This is a genomic window from Pseudomonas sp. S2_E02 (genome assembly GCF_054668355.1).
In genome coordinates this window covers 977,353-996,346 of the sequence record NZ_CP162761.1, presented here as the reverse complement: position 1 = coordinate 996,346, position 18,994 = coordinate 977,353, and the positions used below count along the sequence as shown (strand labels likewise).

The following is an 18,994-nucleotide window of genomic DNA, read 5'->3' as shown; positions in this document are numbered from 1 at the left end:
ATGGATCTGCACCGTTATCTGAGCCGACGACCAACGGATTATCCGCACACCGCAGCCCTCGGCGGGTGCCTGCGGGCGCTGGTCGAGGCCGGGCTGGATCGTCTGCCGTTACCGGGCAGTGGCCGCACGCTGGAGCGCTTTCAGCAGTTGGCGGAAGTCGGCGGGCATGACCTGGGTCTGTGCAAACTGTTCGAAGGTCACACCGACGCGCTGGCGATCATTGAACAACTCGGCGGCTCACCTACGCCGGGCAGCACTTGGGGCATGTGGGCAGCGGAGCCACCGCAAGCACGAGTCAAAGCCAGCCCGGCCGGGCACATGGTCGCGCTGCATGGACGCAAGGCATGGTGCTCCGGCGCCGCGGTGCTCAGCCACGCCTTGCTCACCGCCTGGGATGGCGACGATCAGCAGCAACTGGTCGCCGTTGCCCTCGACCAACCGGGCGTCACCGTCACCGAGCAAGGCTGGCAAGCGGTGGGCATGGCGGCTACTGGCAGCGTCGAGGTGCTGTTCGACGGTGCCGAAGCGCAGGCCATTGGCAATCCCGGTGACTATCTGCAACGCCCGGGTTTCTGGCAGGGCGGGATCGGTATTGCCGCGTGCTGGTACGGCGCCGCACGGCAAATTGCCGAAGTATTGCGCACCCAGTGTGGGCAACGTCCGGAACCGCACGCGTTGGCGCATCTCGGCGCGGTCGACAGCGCTTTGCAGGCCGCTGCCGATGTACTGCGTTTCAGCGCCTTGCACATCGATGCGCATCCCGAGGACAACGCCGAATTGCTCGCCCGGCGTGCCCGCGCGGTGGTCGAGCAGTCGGCTGAACAGGTCATGCGTGAAGTCGGCCGCGCCCTCGGTGCCGGGCCGTTTTGCAAAGATCGCCACTTTGCCCGGCTCAGCGCTGATCTGCCGGTGTTTCTGCGCCAGAGTCATGCCGAACGGGATCTGGCCGCGCTGGGGCAATTGGTGGCCGGGCACTCTATGGAGGCATGGGCACTATGAAAACCAATCCGATTGTCGGTCAGGGCACAAGCCTGCATCAGTGGCAGGCTTCGCGGCATCTGGCGGAACTGGACAGCATCGACATCCTCAGTCTGGTGCCACCGGGCGCACGGGCAGTCATTATCGCGCCGCACCCGGACGACGAAGTGCTCGGTTGCGGCGGTTTGCTGCAATTGCTTGCCGAGGCCGGTCGGCCTTTGCAACTGATGTCGGTCACCGACGGCAGCGCCAGTCATCCCGGTTCCAGTCGCTGGCCGGTGGAACGTCTGAGCGTGGTGCGCCCACAGGAATCCGCCGAAGCGCTGCGCCGACTCGGTCTGCCGATGCATCGCGTGAAGTGGCTGCGCGGTGGCTTCACTGACACTCAGGTCGCGGCGCAGGAAGCGCAGTTGGTCGAGTTCATCGAGCGTCATCTGCGCCCCGACGACGTGCTCTTTACCACGTGGAGCGAGGACGGACATTGCGACCACGAGGCCGTCGGCCGCGCCAGTGCCGAGGCTGCCCGTCGCGTCGGTGCGACTTGCCATGAACTGCCGGTGTGGACCTGGCACTGGGCAACTCCGGAAGACGCCTTCGTACCGTGGCAACGCGCACGCAAGATTCTTCTGACGCCGGCGCAAGTCGCGCGCAAACGCCTCGCGGTGCACGCTTTCGCCAGTCAACTGGAAGGCGATCCTGACGCCGGACTCGGTCCGGTACTGGCGCCCTATGTGCTCGATCGCCTGCTGCAACCTTTCGAAGTGGTGTTTCTATGAGTGTCGAAGATCGCTATTTCGACGGATTGTTTGCCGGCAACGATGACCCATGGGCGTTCCGTGAGCGCTGGTATGAGCAGCGCAAACGCGCGATCACCCTCGCCGCCCTGCCGCGTCCGCACTACCGGGCAATCTTCGAACCGGGTTGCGCCAACGGCGAGTTGAGCGCCGAACTGGCCGCGCGTTGCGATCGATTGTTGTGCTGTGACACGGCCAGTGCGGCAGTGACTCTGGCGCGCACGCGGTTGAGCGTGTTCGACCACGCCGAAGTGCGGCAAAAGCGTCTTCCGGGCGACTGGCCGGAGGAAAAATTCGACCTGATCGTATTTAGCGAGATCGGCTACTACCTGGATAGTCAGGATCTGACAGAAGTGATCCGTCGGGCCAGTGATTGCCTGACTGCCGACGGCCAGTTCCTCGCCTGTCACTGGCGTCCGCCCATTGAAGGCTGCCCGCTGAATGCGCGGCAGGTTCACGACCTGATTCACGAAAAACTGCATCTGTCCCGTCTGGTCTTGCATCAGGAAGCGGACTTCATCCTTGAGGTGTGGAGCCGCGAACCGCGCTCGGTGGCGGCACTGGAGGGCTTGCGATGATCGGCATTCTGATCCCGGCGCACAATGAGGAAGACCTGCTCGACGACTGCCTGAGCGCCGCAGTGCGCGCCAGCCGCCACGGATTGCTGGCCGGCGAAAAGGTTGAGGTGTTGGTGGTGCTCGACAGTTGCACCGACCGCTCGGCGCAGATCGTCAGTCGCTATCCGGTGCTGAGCCTGCACATCGACGCACGCAATGTTGGCCAGGCCCGGGCGGCCGGCGCGCAGCTATTGCTGGAGCGCGGCGCGCGCTGGATCTCTTGCTCGGACGCCGACAGCCGCGTGGCCGACGACTGGCTGGTGGCGCAACTGGGGTTGGGCGCGGACGCGGTATGCGGTACCGTCACGGTCGAACGCTGGCACGAGTCGTTCGATGAAGCGGCGCAAATCCGCTATCACCGGGATTACCGGGCCTGCGATGGTCACCGGCACATTCACGGTGCCAATCTGGGCATCAGCGCCGACGCCTATCGTTGGGCCGGAGGCTTTAAACCGTTGGCCTGCGACGAAGATGTGCAATTGGTGCGGGAGCTGGAACGGGACGGCGCGAACATCGCCTGGAGTCATCGCCCGCAAGTGCTGACCAGCGCGCGCTTCGACAGCCGTGCGCGCGGTGGCTTTGGTGACTATCTGCGACATCTGGCACAGATGGAGCAAAAAAAGCGGATCAGATTGATCTGTGACGCGACGAACTTCGCTTCATGAGCAATACTCTGCTGCGCGGCAATCCAGGGTTCGGAGCGTCGCTGGGCAATCAACCAGCCTTCACGGGTCGGCGGCGTCTGGCAATCACCGCCAAACGCACGACTGAGGGCGAAACAACACAAGGACGTCACACCATGAAACCGTTAACCCTCAGCGACAGCAGTTCGTCGGCGCAAATCTGGAACAGCGCCCCGCAACTGGACAACATCCCGGTCATCAATACTTTAAGTCTGGTACCCGCCGGCGCCCGCGCCGTGGTCATCGCGCCGCATCCGGGCGATGAAGTGGTCACCTGTGGCGGTCTGCTGCAATTACTCTCCAGCCTCGGTCATCCGTTGCAATTGCTCTCGATCACCGATGGCAGCGCCAGCCACCCGGGTTCGCGGCAATGGTCGGAAAAACGCCTGAGCGTGTTCCGCCCGCAGGAAAGCGTCGAGGCCCTGCGCCGTCTCGGCTTGCCAATGCACAGTCTGAAATGGGTGCGCGGCGGTTTCACTGACAACGCTCTGTGCGAACAGCAAGCGCAAGTGACCGAATTCATCAGCCGCTACCTGCGCCCAGGCGATGTGGTGTTCAGCACCTGGCGCGGCGATGGCAACGACGACCATGAAGCGGTGGGTCGGGCCAGCGCACAGGCAGCGGAACAAACCGGGGCGACCTTCCACGACGTACCGGTCTGGGCCTGGCACTGGCCCGAGCGCGACCAGCAACTGATCCCTTGGGAACGCGCGCGCAAACTGCGCCTCGACACCTGGACCGTAGCGCGCAAGAGCCACGCCACCCATGCTTACGCCAGTCAGCTCAAGGGTGAGCCGGCGATTGGTATTGCGCCGATGCTGCCGCCGGTGATTCTCGAAAGAATGCGTTTGCCTTACGAAATCGTCTTCGTCTGATATCTGATTCCCTGTGGGAGCGAGCTTGCTCGCGAAGAGGCCGTCACATTCAATACTCGTATCGACTGGACCGACGCCTTCGCGAGCAAGCTCGCTCCCACAGGGTTTGATGTGCAATCGAAATTATCCAGAAGGAACTGCCGCCCCTCGCCATCAGTCGCATGAATAAGCGGCCCGCAATCCAGAGGAGTGAACGTGTCCAGCGATCCCAAGCGTCATGTTATCGACGCGCCCGTCATTCATCGCCTCAGGGTGCTGACGGTCAACACCCACAAGGGTTTTACCGCGCTCAATCGGCGATTCATCCTGCCGGAACTGCGCGAAGCGGTGCGCAGCACCTCGGCCGATCTGGTGTTTCTGCAAGAAGTGGTGGGTGAACACGAACGGCATTCGAACCGTTACAACGAATGGCCACAAACCTCGCAGTACGAATTTCTCGCCGACAGCATGTGGAGCGATTTCGCCTACGGGCGCAACGCCGTTTACCCTGACGGCCATCACGGTAATGCGCTGCTGTCGAAATACCCGATCCGTGAATACCGCAATCTCGATGTGTCGATCACCGGCCCCGAACGCCGAGGCCTTTTGCACTGTGTGCTCGATGTGCCAGGTCACGCCGAAGTTCACGCAATCTGCGTGCACCTGAGTCTGCTCGAAAGCCATCGGCAATTGCAGCTGCAACTGCTCTGTCAGTTGCTTGAATCGCTGCCCGAGGATGCCCCGGTAATCATCGCCGGCGACTTCAACGACTGGCAGTTACAGGGCAACGCCGCCCTCGCCCGTCGTGACTACCTGCACGAAGCGTTCGAGCGCCACCATGGGCGCCCGGCCAAGACCTACCCGGCACGTTTTCCGTTGCTGCGACTGGACCGGATCTACCTGCGCAATGCCAGTAGTCATGACCCGCAGATCCTCGGCAACAAGCCGTGGACGCATCTGTCCGATCACCTGCCATTGGCGGTTGAAGTGCATCTGTAACCGCATTAATGACAGCAATACCCTATGTGGAAGATTGACAACCCTTGTGCCCTTTCAGTGCCGGCAGACCTTCTGTCGGTAACTGAAGCGCTCTGAGCCGGGGCTTTTGTCGGGTTGTTCCATACAAACAACCACTTAGTTATGTGCAGAAAAACAAACGCTTGCAAAGCCTGTTTTGCCACTACCGCTCATCGTTCAATTTCTTGACGGCGGCGCGCGACTCTTCTTATCTCTACCTTACTACCCCCGGAATAACTACCGGGACGAGCCTTAGGACACTCGCGAAATCGAGCGGCCACGGTTCGCCCCGCTCCATTCGGTCGCCCCTCGTTCGGGGTAGGAGAGACGCCACATCGAGATGCCGCATGCGCCTGCAAGGTAGACCTCCATGAGAACTTCAATCACCCCACACGAGATCAAAATCACGTTCTGCACAGTGTCGAGTTCTATCTTGCTGTGCTCATCCATGGAGGCGCAGGCCGGTCCTGCGGCGGATGAAACCACCCTTTGGTACCGCGCGGATGTGCCCGTGATGACGTTGCCCGTCACCGTCATTACCCCCGGCCCGCAACGCTTCAGCCCACGGCCCGATCTGCGGGGCACGCGCTTGATTACCGAAGACCTCGCACCGTCGGCCTGGGACGAGTTGTACGGTCGAAACGCCCGCCAGGCGCAAACCGATGTGCTGTCGTCAGGCTTCGCAACACCCGGCAGCGGCGACTTCAAAGGCCCGGCGGTGCTCACCGTGCAAAGCGGCAACCATACCCAGACCCTCGGCCTGATCGGCGGCTTCAACCAGATCCGGGCCAATGGCAATGGCTTGCTCACCAGCCGCGCCTTGGCCGACCCGAACAGCGACACTCTCAACCTGCAAGGCCAAAGCGTCGGCGCTTATTACAGCCTGATCGGCGCCCAGGGCTGGCACGTGGATTTATCGGCCAGCGGTGGCCGGGTCAGCGGTTTCAGTCGCAACGGCCAAGGCGCCCGGCAAGCCACCGAAGGCAGCGCCATGACCTTCTCGGTCGAAGGCGGTTTTCCGATTGGCTTGAGCGACAACTGGGTGGTCGAACCGCAGGCGCAATTGATCAATCAACGCATCACCCTCGACACGCCCTACGCCGGCTCGGGCAATGCGTCCTCCACCGATCTGACGGCCTGGAGCGGCCGCGTCGGTGCCCGTTTGAAAGGCAGTTACGATTTGAATGGTCTGCCGGTCGAACCTTATGTGCGCACCAACCTGTGGCACACCGTTTATACCGGCAGCACGGTGACGCTGGATCAGGTCGACAAGATCAGCAGCAGCCGCAAGTCATCGACCGTTGAGTTGGGCCTGGGGCTGGTGGCGCGGGTGACGCCTGTGGTGAGTCTGTATGTCAGTGCCGATTACAGCAGTGATGTCGATGACAATGATTTGAACGGGATCATTGGCAGCCTTGGGGTGCGGATGCGTTGGTGATCTTCAGGCTACCGAAGGCCCCTGTGGGAGCGAGCTTGCTCGCGAAAGCGGTGTAACGTTCAACATCATTGTTGATTGACATATCGCCTTCGCGAGCAAGCTCGCTCCCACAGGTTTTGCGGTACCGGATCAACCCTCCGGCTTGAGGATCAACACCGCCAACGGCGGCAGATTCAGCTCCAGCGACAACGACTGGCCATGGCTCGGCACCTCCTCGGTAAACGCCCCGCCGCCATTGCCGTAATTGGAACCGGCATAGGTGTCGGCATCGCTGTTGAGCAATTCAGTCCAGCGCCCGGCAAACGGCACACCCACGCGATAGGCCTGACGCGGCACCGGCGTGAAGTTGGCCACCACCAGCACCGGTTTACCCTCCTTGCTCCAGCGCAACCAGGCATAAACGCTGTTGATCGCATCGTCGCCGATCAACCACTGGAAACCCTGCGGCGCGTCGTCCTGATCGTGCAGCGCCGGCTCTTCGCGATACAGCCGATTGAGATCGCCGACCAGTTTCTGCACGCCCTTGTGCTCGGAGTACTGCAGCAGATACCAATCCAGTTGCTGATCGTGATTCCACTCGCGCCACTGGCCAAACTCGCAACCCATGAACAACAGCTTCTTGCCCGGATGGGTCCACATGAAACTCAGATACGCGCGCAGGTTGGCGAATTTTTGCCAGCGATCGCCGGGCATCTTGTCGATCAGCGAATGCTTGCCGTGCACCACTTCATCGTGGGAGATCGGCAGGATGAAACGCTCGGACCAAGCGTAGACCAGACCAAAACTCAACTCGTTGTGATGGTGCGCGCGGTACACCGGATCCTGCTGAATGTAATGCAACGAATCGTGCATCCAGCCCATGTTCCATTTGTAGGCAAAACCGAGGCCGCCCTGCTGCGTACTTTGGCTGACACCGGGCCACGCCGTGGATTCTTCGGCGATGACCAGCGCACCCGGTGCTTCCAGTTCGACCACATCGTTCAAATGCCGCAAGAAGTCGATGGCCTCCAGATTTTCCCGACCGCCATGACGGTTTGGCACCCATTCGCCTGCCTTGCGCGAATAGTCGCGATAGAGCATCGAAGCCACCGCATCGACGCGCAAACCATCGACATGGAAATGTTTCAACCAATGCAACCCGGAAGCCAGCATGTAGCCGTGCACTTCGGTGCGGCCGAGGTTGTAGATCAGCGTGTCCCAATCCTGATGAAACCCTTCCAGCGGGTTGCCGTATTCGTACAGCGCGGTGCCGTCGAACTGGGCGAGACCGTGAGTATCGGTAGGGAAATGCGCCGGTACCCAGTCGAGAATCACGCCGATCTCGGCGCGGTGGCAGGCGTCGACGAATTCAGCGAACTGCGCCGGCGAGCCGTACCGCGCACTCGGGGCGAATTGCGAAAGCAGTTGATAACCCCAGGAGCCACCAAACGGGTGCTCCATGATCGGCATCAGTTCGATGTGGGTGAAACCCAGTTCCTTGACGTAGGGAATCAAGCGTTCGGCGAGTTCCGGCCAGGTGTACTGGCGGGCGACTTCGCCGAGATCATCCAGTTCGCACTGCCACGAACCGGCGTGCAATTCGTAGATCGACAGCGGCGCCGAATGTTTCTGCCGGTCGCGTCGGCTGCTCATCCACTCCTGATCCTGCCAGTCGATCTGCAGCGGTTCAGCGACTTTCGAAGCGGTGTCCGGCGGCAGGCTGGTGGCCAGCGCCATCGGGTCAGCCTTGAGCGGCAGAATGCCGTGGGCGCCAAGAATTTCGTATTTGTACAACTCGCCCGCTTGCAGGCGCGGGATGAACAGTTCCCAGACCCCGGACGGGTGCCGCAAGCGCATCGGATGGCGGCGGCCGTCCCAGACGTTGAAATCGCCAACCACCGACACGCGCCGGGCATTCGGCGCCCACACCGCAAAGCGTACGCCGTCGACGCCATCCACTGTTTTCAATTGCGCGCCGAGACAGGCGCTGAGGTCACGGTGATTGCCTTCGGCGAACAGATACAAGTCCATTTCACCGAGTAACTGGCCAAAGCTATAAGGATCCTCGGCAACCTGTTCGCCGCCGGCCCAGCGCGTACGCAACTGATACGGCCGCGCCTGATCGAAATGGCCGACAAACAGCCCCGGCGTTTCGGTCTGCTCCAGCGGACCGCGTTCTTCACCGCTGTCCTTGTCCAGCACCACGACACTCAGCGCCCCGGGCAGATATGCACGAATGAACTGCCCGCCAGCGCCATCGCCGTGCGGGCCGAGAATGGAAAAAGGGTCGTGATGTTCAGCGCGGACCAAGGCATCAATATCTTTCGCCGAGGGCAGCAATGTTTCTTTAACCGCACCCTGTTCCTTGTTCGAGAAACTCATGACTACTCTCCACCAAGATCGGAAAAGGGTTTAAGCCCCGTCAATAACCCATACAAACCGTGCAACGGCACGGGCAGCCACGTGGGGCGATTTTCGGCTTCATAGGCCACTTCATAGGCCGCCTTCTCCAGGCCGAACAACGCCAGCGCGGCGTCGGCACCTTCAGGATCTTGCCAGGCATGATCAAGACTAGCTGCCGCGCGGCGATATGCCTGAACAAATGCCTCGCGGGCCTCACGCAGATAGCGCTCGGCGACCAGGCGCCGCGCCGTTTCAGACTCGGCGCTGTGGTCAACGTTGTGCACGTTGATGGTCATTGCAGCCGCATAATCGAAGGAGCGCAGCACGCCGCTGACATCCTTGTACGGACTGTGTTTGCCACGACGCTCGCCCAATGGCCGCGCCGGTTCACCCTCGAAGTCGATCAGGTAGGCATCGCCCTTGATCACCAGCACCTGGCCCAAATGCAGATCGCCGTGGACGCGAATGCGCAAACCGCCGACAGCCTTTTTCGCCAGATCCTGCACGTGCGTGAGGATGGTTTTCTTCTCGTCGATCAGGCGTTTGACCAGTTTCTGATCCGCCGCATTGAGTTCGCCCTGATGCTGCTTGAGCAGTTTCAGCGCGTGTTCGACCTGCGCCACAACATCCTTGCCGGTGGCCTGCATGTCCTTGGCCGTCGACACCTGCGGGGCGAAGTCGGCATTGTCGGTGGGCGCGGCGAGCACCTTGTGCATCTCGCCCAGACGCTGACCGAGCATGCCGGCAAAATCCTTCAGTTCACCGAGGGCGTTGTAATGCTGTTCCTGTTCGGACATGGCATCGGCCAGCTCATCGCGCAGCGCCCGCTCGAGGTTGTTCTGCGTCCATTCCCAGGCGTCGCCCTGATTGCTCAGATAGCCTTGGGCGATCATCAGCAGATTGTCTTCGCCCTTGGCATCGCGGCGAATCACCGAGCCGAGCAGCGGAGAGATATTGGCAAATCCGGCCTCGGTCAGGTAAGCGCTCATCTCCAGTTCCGGGTGTACGCCAGAAGCGACTTTGCGTATCAGCTTAAGCACCAGACTATTGCCGATCACCACCGAACTGTTCGATTGCTCGGCAGACAGATAACGCACTTCCGACTCGGTACCGAGGCCGAGCGTTTCCAGATGCGGCGTCGGTGCGAAGCGGATTTCGCCTTCGCTCGACTCCAGCACGGTGTTGTTCTGCATGCCTTGCAGCACCGCACGAATAAACGTTTCAAGGCTGAACGCGTCAGTAATCAAGCCGACCTGTCGCACTCGGCGTACACGGGACAAGGCCAATTGCTGCGGCAACGCCGGGCCGACCTGATCTTCGGAAATAAAGCCGAACGGCAGTTGATAACGACTGGTCTGCCCGCCGCCGGTGACTTCGATTTCGCTGAGCAGCACCGGATGCTGCGCATCGCCGAAACGCACGCCGTAGGCCAGATGCACCCTGTCGATGGCTGCGTCCTTGCCGGCGAACCAGCGGCGATTCTGCAGCCAGCTCGGCAGAATGTTTTGCTCCAGCGATGTGCGCGACGGCGCTTCGAGCAATTCTTCCATGCGTTTTTTCAGCACCAGCGTGGTGAAGTCCGGCAGGCTTTGCGCCGGCTCCACGTGCCAGCTCGGCATCTGGTTTTCCGCTGCCAGTGCAAACCAGTAGAAACCGTAAGGCGCCAGGGTCAGGAGGAAATTCAACTGGCCAATCGGCGGGAACGCATTACCGCCAAGCATCTCTACCGGCACCATGCCGACGTAGGCCGACAGGTCCAGCTCCACCGCTTGCGCACTGCGCGAGACGTTGGCCACGCAGAGAATGATTTCGTGCTTGCCATCGGCATCAGTGAATTCGCGCGTGTAAGCCAACACGCGACGGTTGTTCGGCGAGAGCATTTTCAACGTGCCACGGCCAAACGCCTTGGACTGTTTGCGCACAGCGAGCAAGCGTCGGGTCCAGTTGAGCAGCGAATGCGGATCGCCGGACTGGGTTTCGACGTTGACCGACAGATAGCCGTATTGCGGGTCCATGATCGGCGGCAGCACCAGGCTCGCCGGATCGGCACGGGAGAAGCCGCCGTTGCGGTCGATCGACCACTGCATCGGCGTACGCACGCCATCGCGGTCGCCAAGGTAGATGTTGTCGCCCATGCCGATCTCGTCGCCGTAATACAGGGTCGGCGTGCCCGGCATCGACAGCAGCAGGCTGTTGAGCAATTCGATGCGGCGGCGATCGCGTTCCATCAACGGCGCCAGACGACGGCGGATGCCGAGGTTGATCCGCGCCCGACGGTCAGCCGCGTAGTAATTCCACAGATAGTCACGCTCTTTGTCGGTGACCATCTCCAGCGTCAGCTCATCGTGGTTGCGCAGGAAAATCGCCCATTGGCAGTTGGCGGGAATTTCCGGGGTCTGGCGCAGAATGTCGGTGATCGGGAAACGATCTTCCTGAGCCAGCGCCATGTACATGCGCGGCATCAGCGGGAAGTGAAACGCCATGTGGCATTCATCACCGTTAAGGCCTGCCGCATCGGTATCACCGAAGTACAGCTGGGTGTCTTCCGGCCATTGGTTGGCCTCCGCGAGCAGCATGCGATCGGGGTAATTGGCGTCGATCTCGGCGCGGATCTGCTTGAGGACGTCGTGGGTTTCCGGCAGGTTTTCGTTATTGGTGCCATCACGCTCGATAAGGTACGGAATCGCGTCGAGGCGCAGGCCGTCGATGCCCATGTCCAGCCAGTAGCGCATCACCGAGAGCACGGCTTTCATCACTTGCGGATTGTCGAAATTCAGATCCGGTTGGTGCGAATAGAAACGGTGCCAGAAGTACTGTCCGGCGACCGGGTCCCAGGTCCAGTTGGATTTTTCCGTGTCGAGGAAAATGATTCGCGTGCCGTCGTATTTCTGATCGTCATCCGACCACACGTAAAAGTCCCGCGCCGCCGAGCCGGGCTTGGCCTTGCGCGCACGCTGGAACCACGGGTGCTGGTCGGAGGTGTGGTTGATGACCAGTTCGGTGATCACCCGCAAGCCACGCTTGTGCGCCTCGGCGATAAAGCGCTTGGCGTCGGCCATGGTCCCGTAATCGCTGTGCACGCCACGGTATTCGGCGATGTCGTAGCCATCGTCGCGACGTGGCGAGGGATAGAACGGCAACAGCCAGATGGTGTTGACGCCGAGGTCGGCGATGTAATCGAGTTTGGCGATCAGGCCGGGAAAGTCGCCGATCCCGTCGTTGTTGGAGTCGAAAAACGATTTGACGTGAACTTGATAGATCACCGCGTCCTTGTACCAGAGCGGGTCTTTGATAAAGGTGGCTGCCTTGGGTTTCTTCGCCATGTGAAACTCCTGCTGAATGCTTTAAAAGCCCCCACGATGATCGTTCCCCCGCTCCGCGTGGGAATGCCGCCATGGACGCTCTGCGTCAGTTTCTGGGACGCGGAGCGTCCCGGGATGCGTTCCCACGCAGACGGTTCGACGCCTCGACGTGGGAACGATCATTACGTAGCGGTAATTCGCCAGATGCCGAATGGCTGGTACGCCGGGTCAATGCGCATGAACTGGTACTTGCCATGCCAGTCCCAGCGATGCCCGTTCATCAAATCCTCACCGTGGGTTGTCGCGTCATCGGGCAGGCCCATTTCCCACAGCGGCAGTTCGAAATTCGCCTCCTGCACGTTATGCGGATCAAGGCTGACCGCGACCAGAATGAAGTTGCTGCCGTCGACACTGCGCTTGCCGAAATACAGAATGTTGTCGTTCCAGGCGTTGTAGACCTTCAGGCCCAGATGCGTGTGCAGCGCCGGGTTCTGCCGGCGGATGCGGTTGAGCTGGGCGATCTCGGCAATGATGTTGCCCGGCGCGGTGAAGTCGCGGATGCGGATCTCGTACTTCTCCGAGTCGAGGTATTCCTCTTTGCCCGGCACCGGCGCCGACTCGCACAGCTCGAACCCCGAATACATGCCCCATAAGCCTGAACCCATGGTCGCCAGCGCCGCACGAATCAGAAATCCTGGACGCCCGGATTCGTGCAGGAATGCCGGGTTGATGTCCGGCGTATTAACGAAGAAATTCGGCCGGTAGCATTCGCGCCACGGCGATTCATTCAGCTCAGTGAAATACGTCGCCAGCTCAGCCTTGCTGTTGCGCCAGGTGAAATAGGTGTAGCTCTGCGTGTAACCGACCTTGCCCAGCCGCGCCATCATTGCCGGCGTGGTGAAGGCTTCGGCGAGGAAGATCACTTCCGGATATAGCGCCCGAACATCGGCGATCAGCCATTGCCAGAACGGCAGTGGTTTGGTGTGCGGATTGTCGACGCGAAAGATCTTCACGCCCTCTTCGACCCAGCCAATGACGATGTCGCGCAATTCGACCCACAGGCTCGGAATCGCGTCCGGCGCATAGAAGTCGACGTTGACGATGTCCTGGTATTTCTTCGGCGGGTTTTCCGCGTATTTGATCGTGCCGTCCGGGCGCCAGTTGAACCAGCCCGGATGCTGCTTGAGCCACGGGTGATCCTGGGAACACTGAATGGCGAAATCGAGGGCGATTTCCAGGCCGTGATCGGCAGCAGCGGCGACCAATCGGCGGAAGTCCTCGCGAGTGCCGAGTTGCGAGTGGATCGCCTCGTGACCACCCTCCTCACTACCGATGGCATAAGGGCTGCCGGGATCATCGGGACCGGCGGTCAGGGAATTGTTGCGCCCCTTGCGATGGGCGCGACCAATCGGGTGGATCGGCGTGAAATAGAGCACGTCAAAGCCCATGTCCTGAATCATCGGCAAACGCGCATGCACGTCATTAAAGGTGCCGTGACGGTGGGGATCGTCGGTGATCGAGCGCGGAAACAGTTCGTACCAACTGGCAAATTCGGCCAGTTCGCGTTCGACATCTACCGGATATTCCGGACTGACGCTCAGGTAGGCGCGGTGATCGGCCTCAGCCATCAACTGCGCACTGCGCGAGTGCAGGAACAGCGCGACCTGCTCGGTTTCGAGCAGCCCGGACAATTCGTGGTGCAACGCGGCGAGCTGTTCACTGAGCTGACCTTCGCTGCGCTCGGCGGCCTGTTGCACCATGCTCCGGCCTTCCTGCAACTCCAGCGAAACCGGTACGGCGGCGCTGTGTTTTTTCTCCAGTTCGTACTGGAAACTGGCGAAGTGATCGATCCACGCCTCGATGCAATAGAGGAAGCGCCCTTGGTGTTCAGGGCGGAACTGGCCTTGCCAGCCGTTATTGCCCTGATCGGTCATGACCTCGCTTTCCCAGGTGTCTTCGCCTTCCTCGCGCCAGCGGATGCGCACCGCGAGTTTGTCGTGACCGTCGGCAAACACCTTGCTGGTGACCACCACCTCACGGCCGGCAATCGACTTCACGGCGAACTGCCCGCCATCGAGGGTCGGCATGGTGTTTTCGATGGCAATGCGCGGCAGCAGCAACGCCTGCGACAGCGGCATGTGCGGGTTGTAGCTCAGTTCAGAAGGTCTTTCAGCAGTCATTGAGCATCTCTCCTTAACGCCCCAAGGACGCTCTTGTGCCGGATCAGTGTTCACAACGAAGCGCCTGCCCCGAAATGAACTCACTTAGGTTCCGAGCGACCGGCGCCGGGAAAAGTTCAGATGAAATTGCCGTGTCAGAAAAGCGGATCGAATTGCGTGCAGGGTGGTCAATCCACTTAAGCACTTCTCACGCCATGTGCCACACGGAGGTCATCAGATGAATATCCCGATCCCGGCCGAAACGCCCGATCCGAACATCGACAAACCCACGCTGCCCGAGACCGAGCCGCAGCCAATTCCCGAGCAGGAACCACCCGGCACCACGCCACCGCCGAAAGAAGAACCACCAACGACGATGCCACCAGTCATCGTCTAACTGATCGTTCCCACGCTCCGCGTGGGAATGCAGCCCGGGACGCTCCGCGTCCCAAAGCGGACGCGGAGCGTCCATTGAGGCATTCCCACGCAGAGCGTGGGAACGATCATCCGGCGCAGGAATGATCAGTGGTCATCAGTCTTTTCCTCGTCCTTTTCGAACAGCTTCACGATGCGCGGCATCACGCTGAAAATCCCCAGCGCCAGAAAAGTACTGAGTAGCGCCGTTGCTTCCCTGCCCAATCCCGCCGCGACCCCAATGGCTGCCGTCATCCACAGCCCGGCAGCCGTGGTCAGGCCTTTGACATGGCCTTCATCACCTTCCTTGTTTTTCAGGATAGTCCCGGCACCGAGAAAGCCGATCCCGGCAATCACCCCTTGGACTACGCGGCTCATCGCATCGGATTCCGCCCCTGATGTCTGCGGCACCAGTACAAACAGCGCAGCCCCCAGCGCCACCAACATATGCGTGCGCACCCCGGCAGCCTTGCCCTTGTGTTCGCGCTCAAAACCGAGAATGCCGCCCAGTACCGCCGCCATCAGCAGGCGCACGGTGATGCGCGTCAATTGCGAAGCATCGCCGACGTCGGCGAATTCCGCCTGCAGGGTTTGCCACACTTCATGCCACCACGCGTCCATCGTGCAGTCCTTGTTATTGGCTGGATAGACGATGGACAGCGGCGACCATTAATCAGTTGCGCAGAACCATCGGCGAAGCGCGCGCCCTAACCTTTCAGCCCCCCCAGAAAAAGGACTGCCCTCATGCCCGTTCGAGTCGATGAATCCAATCCCGAACAGAAAGTGTGTTTTTTCACCGTCGAGAATGGCGAAGAAATCCGCATTTGCGACACTCTGGAAGTGCGCACGGACAGCGACAAGGCCATGTCGTTTGTGGAAATAGAAGGCCGGCGCGTGTACATCACCGAAGCAGAAGCCGACGAATTGACCGTCGCAGGCGCCAAGGATGGTCGCAAGCACTTGAAGGCTGACGAGAGTGGTTCGGTGATTTGACTGACCTTGATCAACACCCCGCGCAAACGCCTGATATAGGCGTTTGCGCCTTTGTCTGCGGGCTGCTTCAAGTTGTCGCAGGCGTTGCGCAGAATCGCATCTGATCCGCTTTTTATTGAAATAGCTGAGTCTGTTATGCAAACAGATCGACGCTCATAGTGCTCTGGCCTGATGGAGGCTGATGAGCGAATAACCATGAGCGAACAAATCCCCGTCCGAACCGTAGAAGCATCTCCAACTATCAAAAGTGTGCCCGCACGCCCAATGAAGGCGACGGCCAAGTCCAGCGACAACCAGATCCACACCCGCAGCTTCACCGGCCTGTTCCGCACCTTGCGCATGAGCGGCGCGGGATTTCTGTTCGTGCTGTTTTTCGGCACCGTGTGGCTGAACTGGGGCGGACGTCAGGCGGTGCTCTGGGATCTTTCCGAAAGCAAATTCCACATCTTTGGCGCGACGTTCTGGCCGCAGGATTTCATTCTGCTGTCGGCGCTGCTGATCATCGCTGCGTTCGGTCTGTTCGCCATTACCGTGTTTGCCGGTCGGGTCTGGTGCGGTTACACCTGCCCGCAAAGTTCGTGGACGTGGATCTTCATGTGGTGCGAGAAGATCACCGAAGGCGAACGCAACCAACGCATCAAACTGCAAGCCGCGCCGTGGAGCCTGAACAAACTGGCCCGACGCGCGGCCAAGCACACCCTGTGGCTGGCGATCAGCGTGTTGACCGGCCTGACCTTCGTCGGTTACTTCACGCCGATCCGGCCGCTGGCCGAAGAACTGCTGACCCTGCAAATCGGCGGCGTCAGCCTGTTCTGGGTGCTGTTTTTCACCGCCGCCACCTACATCAACGCCGGTTGGCTGCGTGAGGCGGTGTGCATGCACATGTGCCCGTATGCGCGATTCCAGAGCGTGATGTTCGACAAGGACACCCTGGCGATTTCCTACGACGTGGCCCGTGGCGAAAACCGTGGCCCGCGTAAACGCGACGTGAAACCGCTCGAGGCTGGCCTGGGTGATTGCATCGACTGCCAGTTGTGCGTGCAGGTCTGCCCGACCGGCATCGACATCCGCGACGGCTTGCAGATGGAGTGCATCGGCTGCGCCGCGTGCATCGACGCCTGTGACTCGATCATGGACAAGATGAACTACCCGCGCGGCTTGATCCGCTACAGTTCCGAGCGCGAACTGCAGGGCGGCAAAACCCACCTGCTGCGCCCGCGCCTGATCGGTTACACCGTGGTGCTGGTGGCGATGATCGGCGCATTGGCGTTGGCGTTGATCGAGCGGCCAATGGTCTCGCTGGACGTGACCAAGGATCGCGGGTTGTTCCGCGAGAACGGTCAGGGCCAGATCGAAAACATCTACACCCTCAAAGTCATCAACAAGACCCAGCAGCGCCAGGACTACAACCTGAGTCTGGTGGATGGCGACGGCTTCCAGTTGCAGGGCAAGACTGAACTGAGCCTGGCGCCGGGTGAGATTGTCGATGTGCCGGTGTCGGTGGCGATGACCACGGAACGCCCGGCCAGCAGTTCGCAGACCTTGAGTTTCAAGATTGTCGACAGGGATGAGCCTGAGGTTTACAGCGTGGCGAAGAGCAGGTTTGTTGCGCCGATGAATCGCTGAGCCGTTAGAATCTTTTTCCCTCACCCCAGCCCTCTCCCGGAGGGAGAGGGAGCCGACCGAGGTGTCTGTCGCTATACATCGACCTGACAGACCGAATCGACTATGGATTCAGCAAAGCACTATCAAGCCGAGTCGATTATGGATTTAGCAAAGCACATCAAGCTGAGTCGATTGTGGATTCAGCAAAGCACTTTCAGGTCGGTGTAGTTCACAAGCATCCCCCAATCAGTCCCCTCTCCCTCTGGGAGAGGGCTAGGGTGAGGGGCAGTTCTCCTGACACACCTCATCATCAACCAGCACCAAGGCTCCTCGATGAAACGCTACGAAAAATTCGCCGACGACATCGCTGAACTGATCCGCTCCGGCGTCCTTGGCCCCGGCCAGCGCGTGCCCTCGGTGCGTTACGCCAGCCAGACCTACGGGGTCAGCCCGTCCACGGTATTCCAGGCCTATTACCTGCTCGAACGCCGTGGCCTGATCCGCGCCCGGCCGCGCTCCGGCTATTTCGTCAATACCCACGCGCCGAGCCCGTTCTCGGAGCCGGTGATCAGCAGCCACGTCAACGATTCCACCGAAGTCGACGTCAGCGAACTGGTGTTCTCGGTCCTCGATTCGATCAAGGACCCGAGTACCGTGCCGTTCGGTTCGGCGTTCCCCAGCCCGACCCTGTTCCCGTTGCAGCGCCTGTCGCGCTCGCTGGCCAGCGCGGCCCGCGAGATGGACCCGCGCATGGTCGTCACCGACATGTCGCCGGGCAATCCGCAACTGCGCCGACAGATAGCCCTGCGCTACATGGTCGGCGGCCTGATGCTGCCAATGGAAGAGCTGCTGATCACCAACGGCGCCCTCGAAGCGCTGAACCTGTGCCTGCAAGCCGTCACCGAACCGGGCGATCTGGTGGCCATCGAAGCCCCGGCGTTCTACGCCAGCCTGCAAGTGCTCGAACGGCTGAAACTCAAAGCCGTGGAAATTCCCGTGCACCCGCGCGATGGCATTGACCTCGGCGTACTTGCGCAAACCCTCGAACGCCATCCGGTCAGAGCCTGCTGGTGCATGACCAGTTTCCAGAACCCGATGGGTGCAACCATGCCCGAGGCGAAGAAACAGGAACTGGTCGAACTGCTGCGCCGCCATCAGGTGCCGCTGATCGAAGACGACGTTTACGCCGAACTCTATTACGGCCAACAAGCACCGAAACCGGCCAAGGCGTTCGACACGGAAGGTCTGGTGATGCACTGCGGTTCATTCGCCAAAAGCCTCGCCCCCGGCTACCGCATCGGCTGGGTTGCCGCCGGACGTTACGCGCAGAAAATCGAACGACTGAAACTGATGACCTCTCTGTGTGCTTCGATGCCAGCGCAAGCGGCGATTGCCGACTACCTGCAACACGGCGGTTATGACCGGCACCTGCGCAAACTGCGTTACGCACTGGAAGAACAGCAGAGCGCGATGCTCGCGGCGATTGCCCGCTACTTCCCGGCGCAGACGCGGGTCAGCCAACCGGCCGGCGGCTACTTCTTATGGCTGGAACTGCCACCGCAAATGGATTCGCTGAAGTTGTTTCAGATGGCACTGGCGCAAGGCATCAGCATTGCGCCGGGGCCGATCTTTTCGCCGACGCAGCGCTTCAGGAATTGTATTCGGTTGAACTATGGCAGCCCTTGGACCGAGGATTCGGAAAAGGCCATGGAGACATTGGGGCGGATTGTGCGGTCGTTCTGACAGATTGATGGTGTT

15 protein-coding genes are annotated in these 18,994 nt (G+C 60.7%); 11 read left to right on the top strand and 4 right to left on the bottom strand.

Translation table 11 applies throughout. From position 1 onward, the window contains the following. The 7 genes from AB4O01_RS04425 (at window position 1) to AB4O01_RS04395 (ending at window position 6,381) form a co-directional block, all read left to right on the top strand. Entirely contained in the window at window positions 1-999 is a 999-nt protein-coding gene (locus tag AB4O01_RS04425) for an acyl-CoA dehydrogenase (RefSeq protein WP_460090799.1), read from the top strand. Beyond that, window positions 996-1,754: a PIG-L deacetylase family protein gene (locus AB4O01_RS04420; protein WP_460090798.1), complete on the top strand. Its 759-nt coding sequence runs from the start codon at window positions 996-998 to the stop codon at window positions 1,752-1,754. Before AB4O01_RS04425 ends, AB4O01_RS04420 begins: the two co-directional genes overlap by 4 nt. After that, on the top strand, window positions 1,751-2,350 hold the full coding sequence (locus tag AB4O01_RS04415) for an SAM-dependent methyltransferase (RefSeq protein ID WP_460090797.1): 600 nt from the start codon (window positions 1,751-1,753) through the stop codon (window positions 2,348-2,350). Before AB4O01_RS04420 ends, AB4O01_RS04415 begins: the two co-directional genes overlap by 4 nt. Beyond that, window positions 2,347-3,054 (top strand): glycosyltransferase family 2 protein, encoded by a 708-nt coding sequence (locus AB4O01_RS04410; protein ID WP_460090796.1) that lies wholly within the window; start codon window positions 2,347-2,349, stop codon window positions 3,052-3,054. Before AB4O01_RS04415 ends, AB4O01_RS04410 begins: the two co-directional genes overlap by 4 nt. A 134-nt stretch (window positions 3,055-3,188) precedes the next feature. After that, complete coding sequence (locus AB4O01_RS04405) at window positions 3,189-3,947, top strand: PIG-L deacetylase family protein (RefSeq protein WP_257354945.1); 759 nt, start codon at window positions 3,189-3,191, stop codon at window positions 3,945-3,947. Window positions 3,948-4,142: 195 nt separating this feature from the next. Next, on the top strand, window positions 4,143-4,925 hold the full coding sequence (locus tag AB4O01_RS04400; protein WP_460090795.1) for an endonuclease/exonuclease/phosphatase family protein: 783 nt from the start codon (window positions 4,143-4,145) through the stop codon (window positions 4,923-4,925). Between the two features lie 388 nt (window positions 4,926-5,313). Beyond that, window positions 5,314-6,381, top strand: coding sequence for an autotransporter domain-containing protein (locus AB4O01_RS04395; protein WP_460090794.1), 1,068 nt, complete (start codon window positions 5,314-5,316; stop codon window positions 6,379-6,381). A 129-nt stretch (window positions 6,382-6,510) separates the two neighbouring features. On the opposite strand, the gene glgB is transcribed toward AB4O01_RS04395, so the two are convergent. The 3 genes from glgB to AB4O01_RS04380 form a co-directional block, all read right to left on the bottom strand. Continuing rightward, window positions 6,511-8,742: a 1,4-alpha-glucan branching protein GlgB gene (glgB, locus tag AB4O01_RS04390; RefSeq protein ID WP_095050725.1), complete on the bottom strand. Its 2,232-nt coding sequence runs from the start codon at window positions 8,740-8,742 to the stop codon at window positions 6,511-6,513. A gap of 2 nt (window positions 8,743-8,744) precedes the next feature. Continuing rightward, window positions 8,745-12,086: a maltose alpha-D-glucosyltransferase gene (gene treS / locus AB4O01_RS04385; protein ID WP_460090793.1), complete on the bottom strand. Its 3,342-nt coding sequence runs from the start codon at window positions 12,084-12,086 to the stop codon at window positions 8,745-8,747. A gap of 161 nt (window positions 12,087-12,247) precedes the next feature. Further along, on the bottom strand, window positions 12,248-14,245 hold the full coding sequence (locus tag AB4O01_RS04380) for an alpha-1,4-glucan--maltose-1-phosphate maltosyltransferase (RefSeq protein WP_460090792.1): 1,998 nt from the start codon (window positions 14,243-14,245) through the stop codon (window positions 12,248-12,250). A 217-nt stretch (window positions 14,246-14,462) separates the two neighbouring features. Here AB4O01_RS04380 and AB4O01_RS04375 point away from each other — a divergent pair, with 217 nt between their 5' ends. After that, complete coding sequence (locus AB4O01_RS04375; protein ID WP_003224520.1) at window positions 14,463-14,621, top strand: hypothetical protein; 159 nt, start codon at window positions 14,463-14,465, stop codon at window positions 14,619-14,621. A 125-nt stretch (window positions 14,622-14,746) separates the two neighbouring features. Here the strand turns inward: AB4O01_RS04375 and AB4O01_RS04370 are convergent, their stop codons facing one another. Further along, window positions 14,747-15,259 (bottom strand): MgtC/SapB family protein, encoded by a 513-nt coding sequence (locus tag AB4O01_RS04370; RefSeq protein WP_186624731.1) that lies wholly within the window; start codon window positions 15,257-15,259, stop codon window positions 14,747-14,749. Window positions 15,260-15,382: 123 nt separating this feature from the next. On the opposite strand from AB4O01_RS04370, the gene AB4O01_RS04365 reads away from it, so the two are divergent. The 3 genes from AB4O01_RS04365 to mapR all read left to right on the top strand — a co-directional run bounded on the left by AB4O01_RS04365 (window position 15,383) and on the right by mapR (window position 18,979). Further along, window positions 15,383-15,631, top strand: coding sequence for a DUF3203 family protein (locus tag AB4O01_RS04365; protein ID WP_460090790.1), 249 nt, complete (start codon window positions 15,383-15,385; stop codon window positions 15,629-15,631). Between the two features lie 195 nt (window positions 15,632-15,826). Then, complete coding sequence (gene ccoG, locus AB4O01_RS04360) at window positions 15,827-17,257, top strand: cytochrome c oxidase accessory protein CcoG (protein WP_460090789.1); 1,431 nt, start codon at window positions 15,827-15,829, stop codon at window positions 17,255-17,257. Window positions 17,258-17,569: 312 nt separating this feature from the next. Next, window positions 17,570-18,979, top strand: a complete 1,410-nt coding sequence (gene mapR / locus AB4O01_RS04355) for a GntR family transcriptional regulator MpaR (protein WP_460090788.1) — start codon at window positions 17,570-17,572, stop codon at window positions 18,977-18,979. The last annotated feature ends 15 nt before the right edge of the window (window positions 18,980-18,994 follow it).

Coding starts and splice junctions, on each gene's coding strand:
- AB4O01_RS04425 (WP_460090799.1), top strand. CDS start 1: ATGGATCTGCACCGTTATCTGAGCCGACGACCAACGGATTATCCGCAC.
- AB4O01_RS04420 (WP_460090798.1), top strand. CDS start 996: ATGAAAACCAATCCGATTGTCGGTCAGGGCACAAGCCTGCATCAGTGG.
- AB4O01_RS04415 (WP_460090797.1), top strand. CDS start 1,751: ATGAGTGTCGAAGATCGCTATTTCGACGGATTGTTTGCCGGCAACGAT.
- AB4O01_RS04410 (WP_460090796.1), top strand. CDS start 2,347: ATGATCGGCATTCTGATCCCGGCGCACAATGAGGAAGACCTGCTCGAC.
- AB4O01_RS04405 (WP_257354945.1), top strand. CDS start 3,189: ATGAAACCGTTAACCCTCAGCGACAGCAGTTCGTCGGCGCAAATCTGG.
- AB4O01_RS04395 (WP_460090794.1), top strand. CDS start 5,314: ATGAGAACTTCAATCACCCCACACGAGATCAAAATCACGTTCTGCACA.
- glgB (WP_095050725.1), bottom strand. CDS start 8,742: ATGAGTTTCTCGAACAAGGAACAGGGTGCGGTTAAAGAAACATTGCTG.
- treS (WP_460090793.1), bottom strand. CDS start 12,086: ATGGCGAAGAAACCCAAGGCAGCCACCTTTATCAAAGACCCGCTCTGG.
- AB4O01_RS04380 (WP_460090792.1), bottom strand. CDS start 14,245: ATGACTGCTGAAAGACCTTCTGAACTGAGCTACAACCCGCACATGCCG.
- AB4O01_RS04375 (WP_003224520.1), top strand. CDS start 14,463: ATGAATATCCCGATCCCGGCCGAAACGCCCGATCCGAACATCGACAAA.
- AB4O01_RS04370 (WP_186624731.1), bottom strand. CDS start 15,259: ATGGACGCGTGGTGGCATGAAGTGTGGCAAACCCTGCAGGCGGAATTC.
- AB4O01_RS04365 (WP_460090790.1), top strand. CDS start 15,383: ATGCCCGTTCGAGTCGATGAATCCAATCCCGAACAGAAAGTGTGTTTT.
- ccoG (WP_460090789.1), top strand. CDS start 15,827: ATGAGCGAACAAATCCCCGTCCGAACCGTAGAAGCATCTCCAACTATC.
- mapR (WP_460090788.1), top strand. CDS start 17,570: ATGAAACGCTACGAAAAATTCGCCGACGACATCGCTGAACTGATCCGC.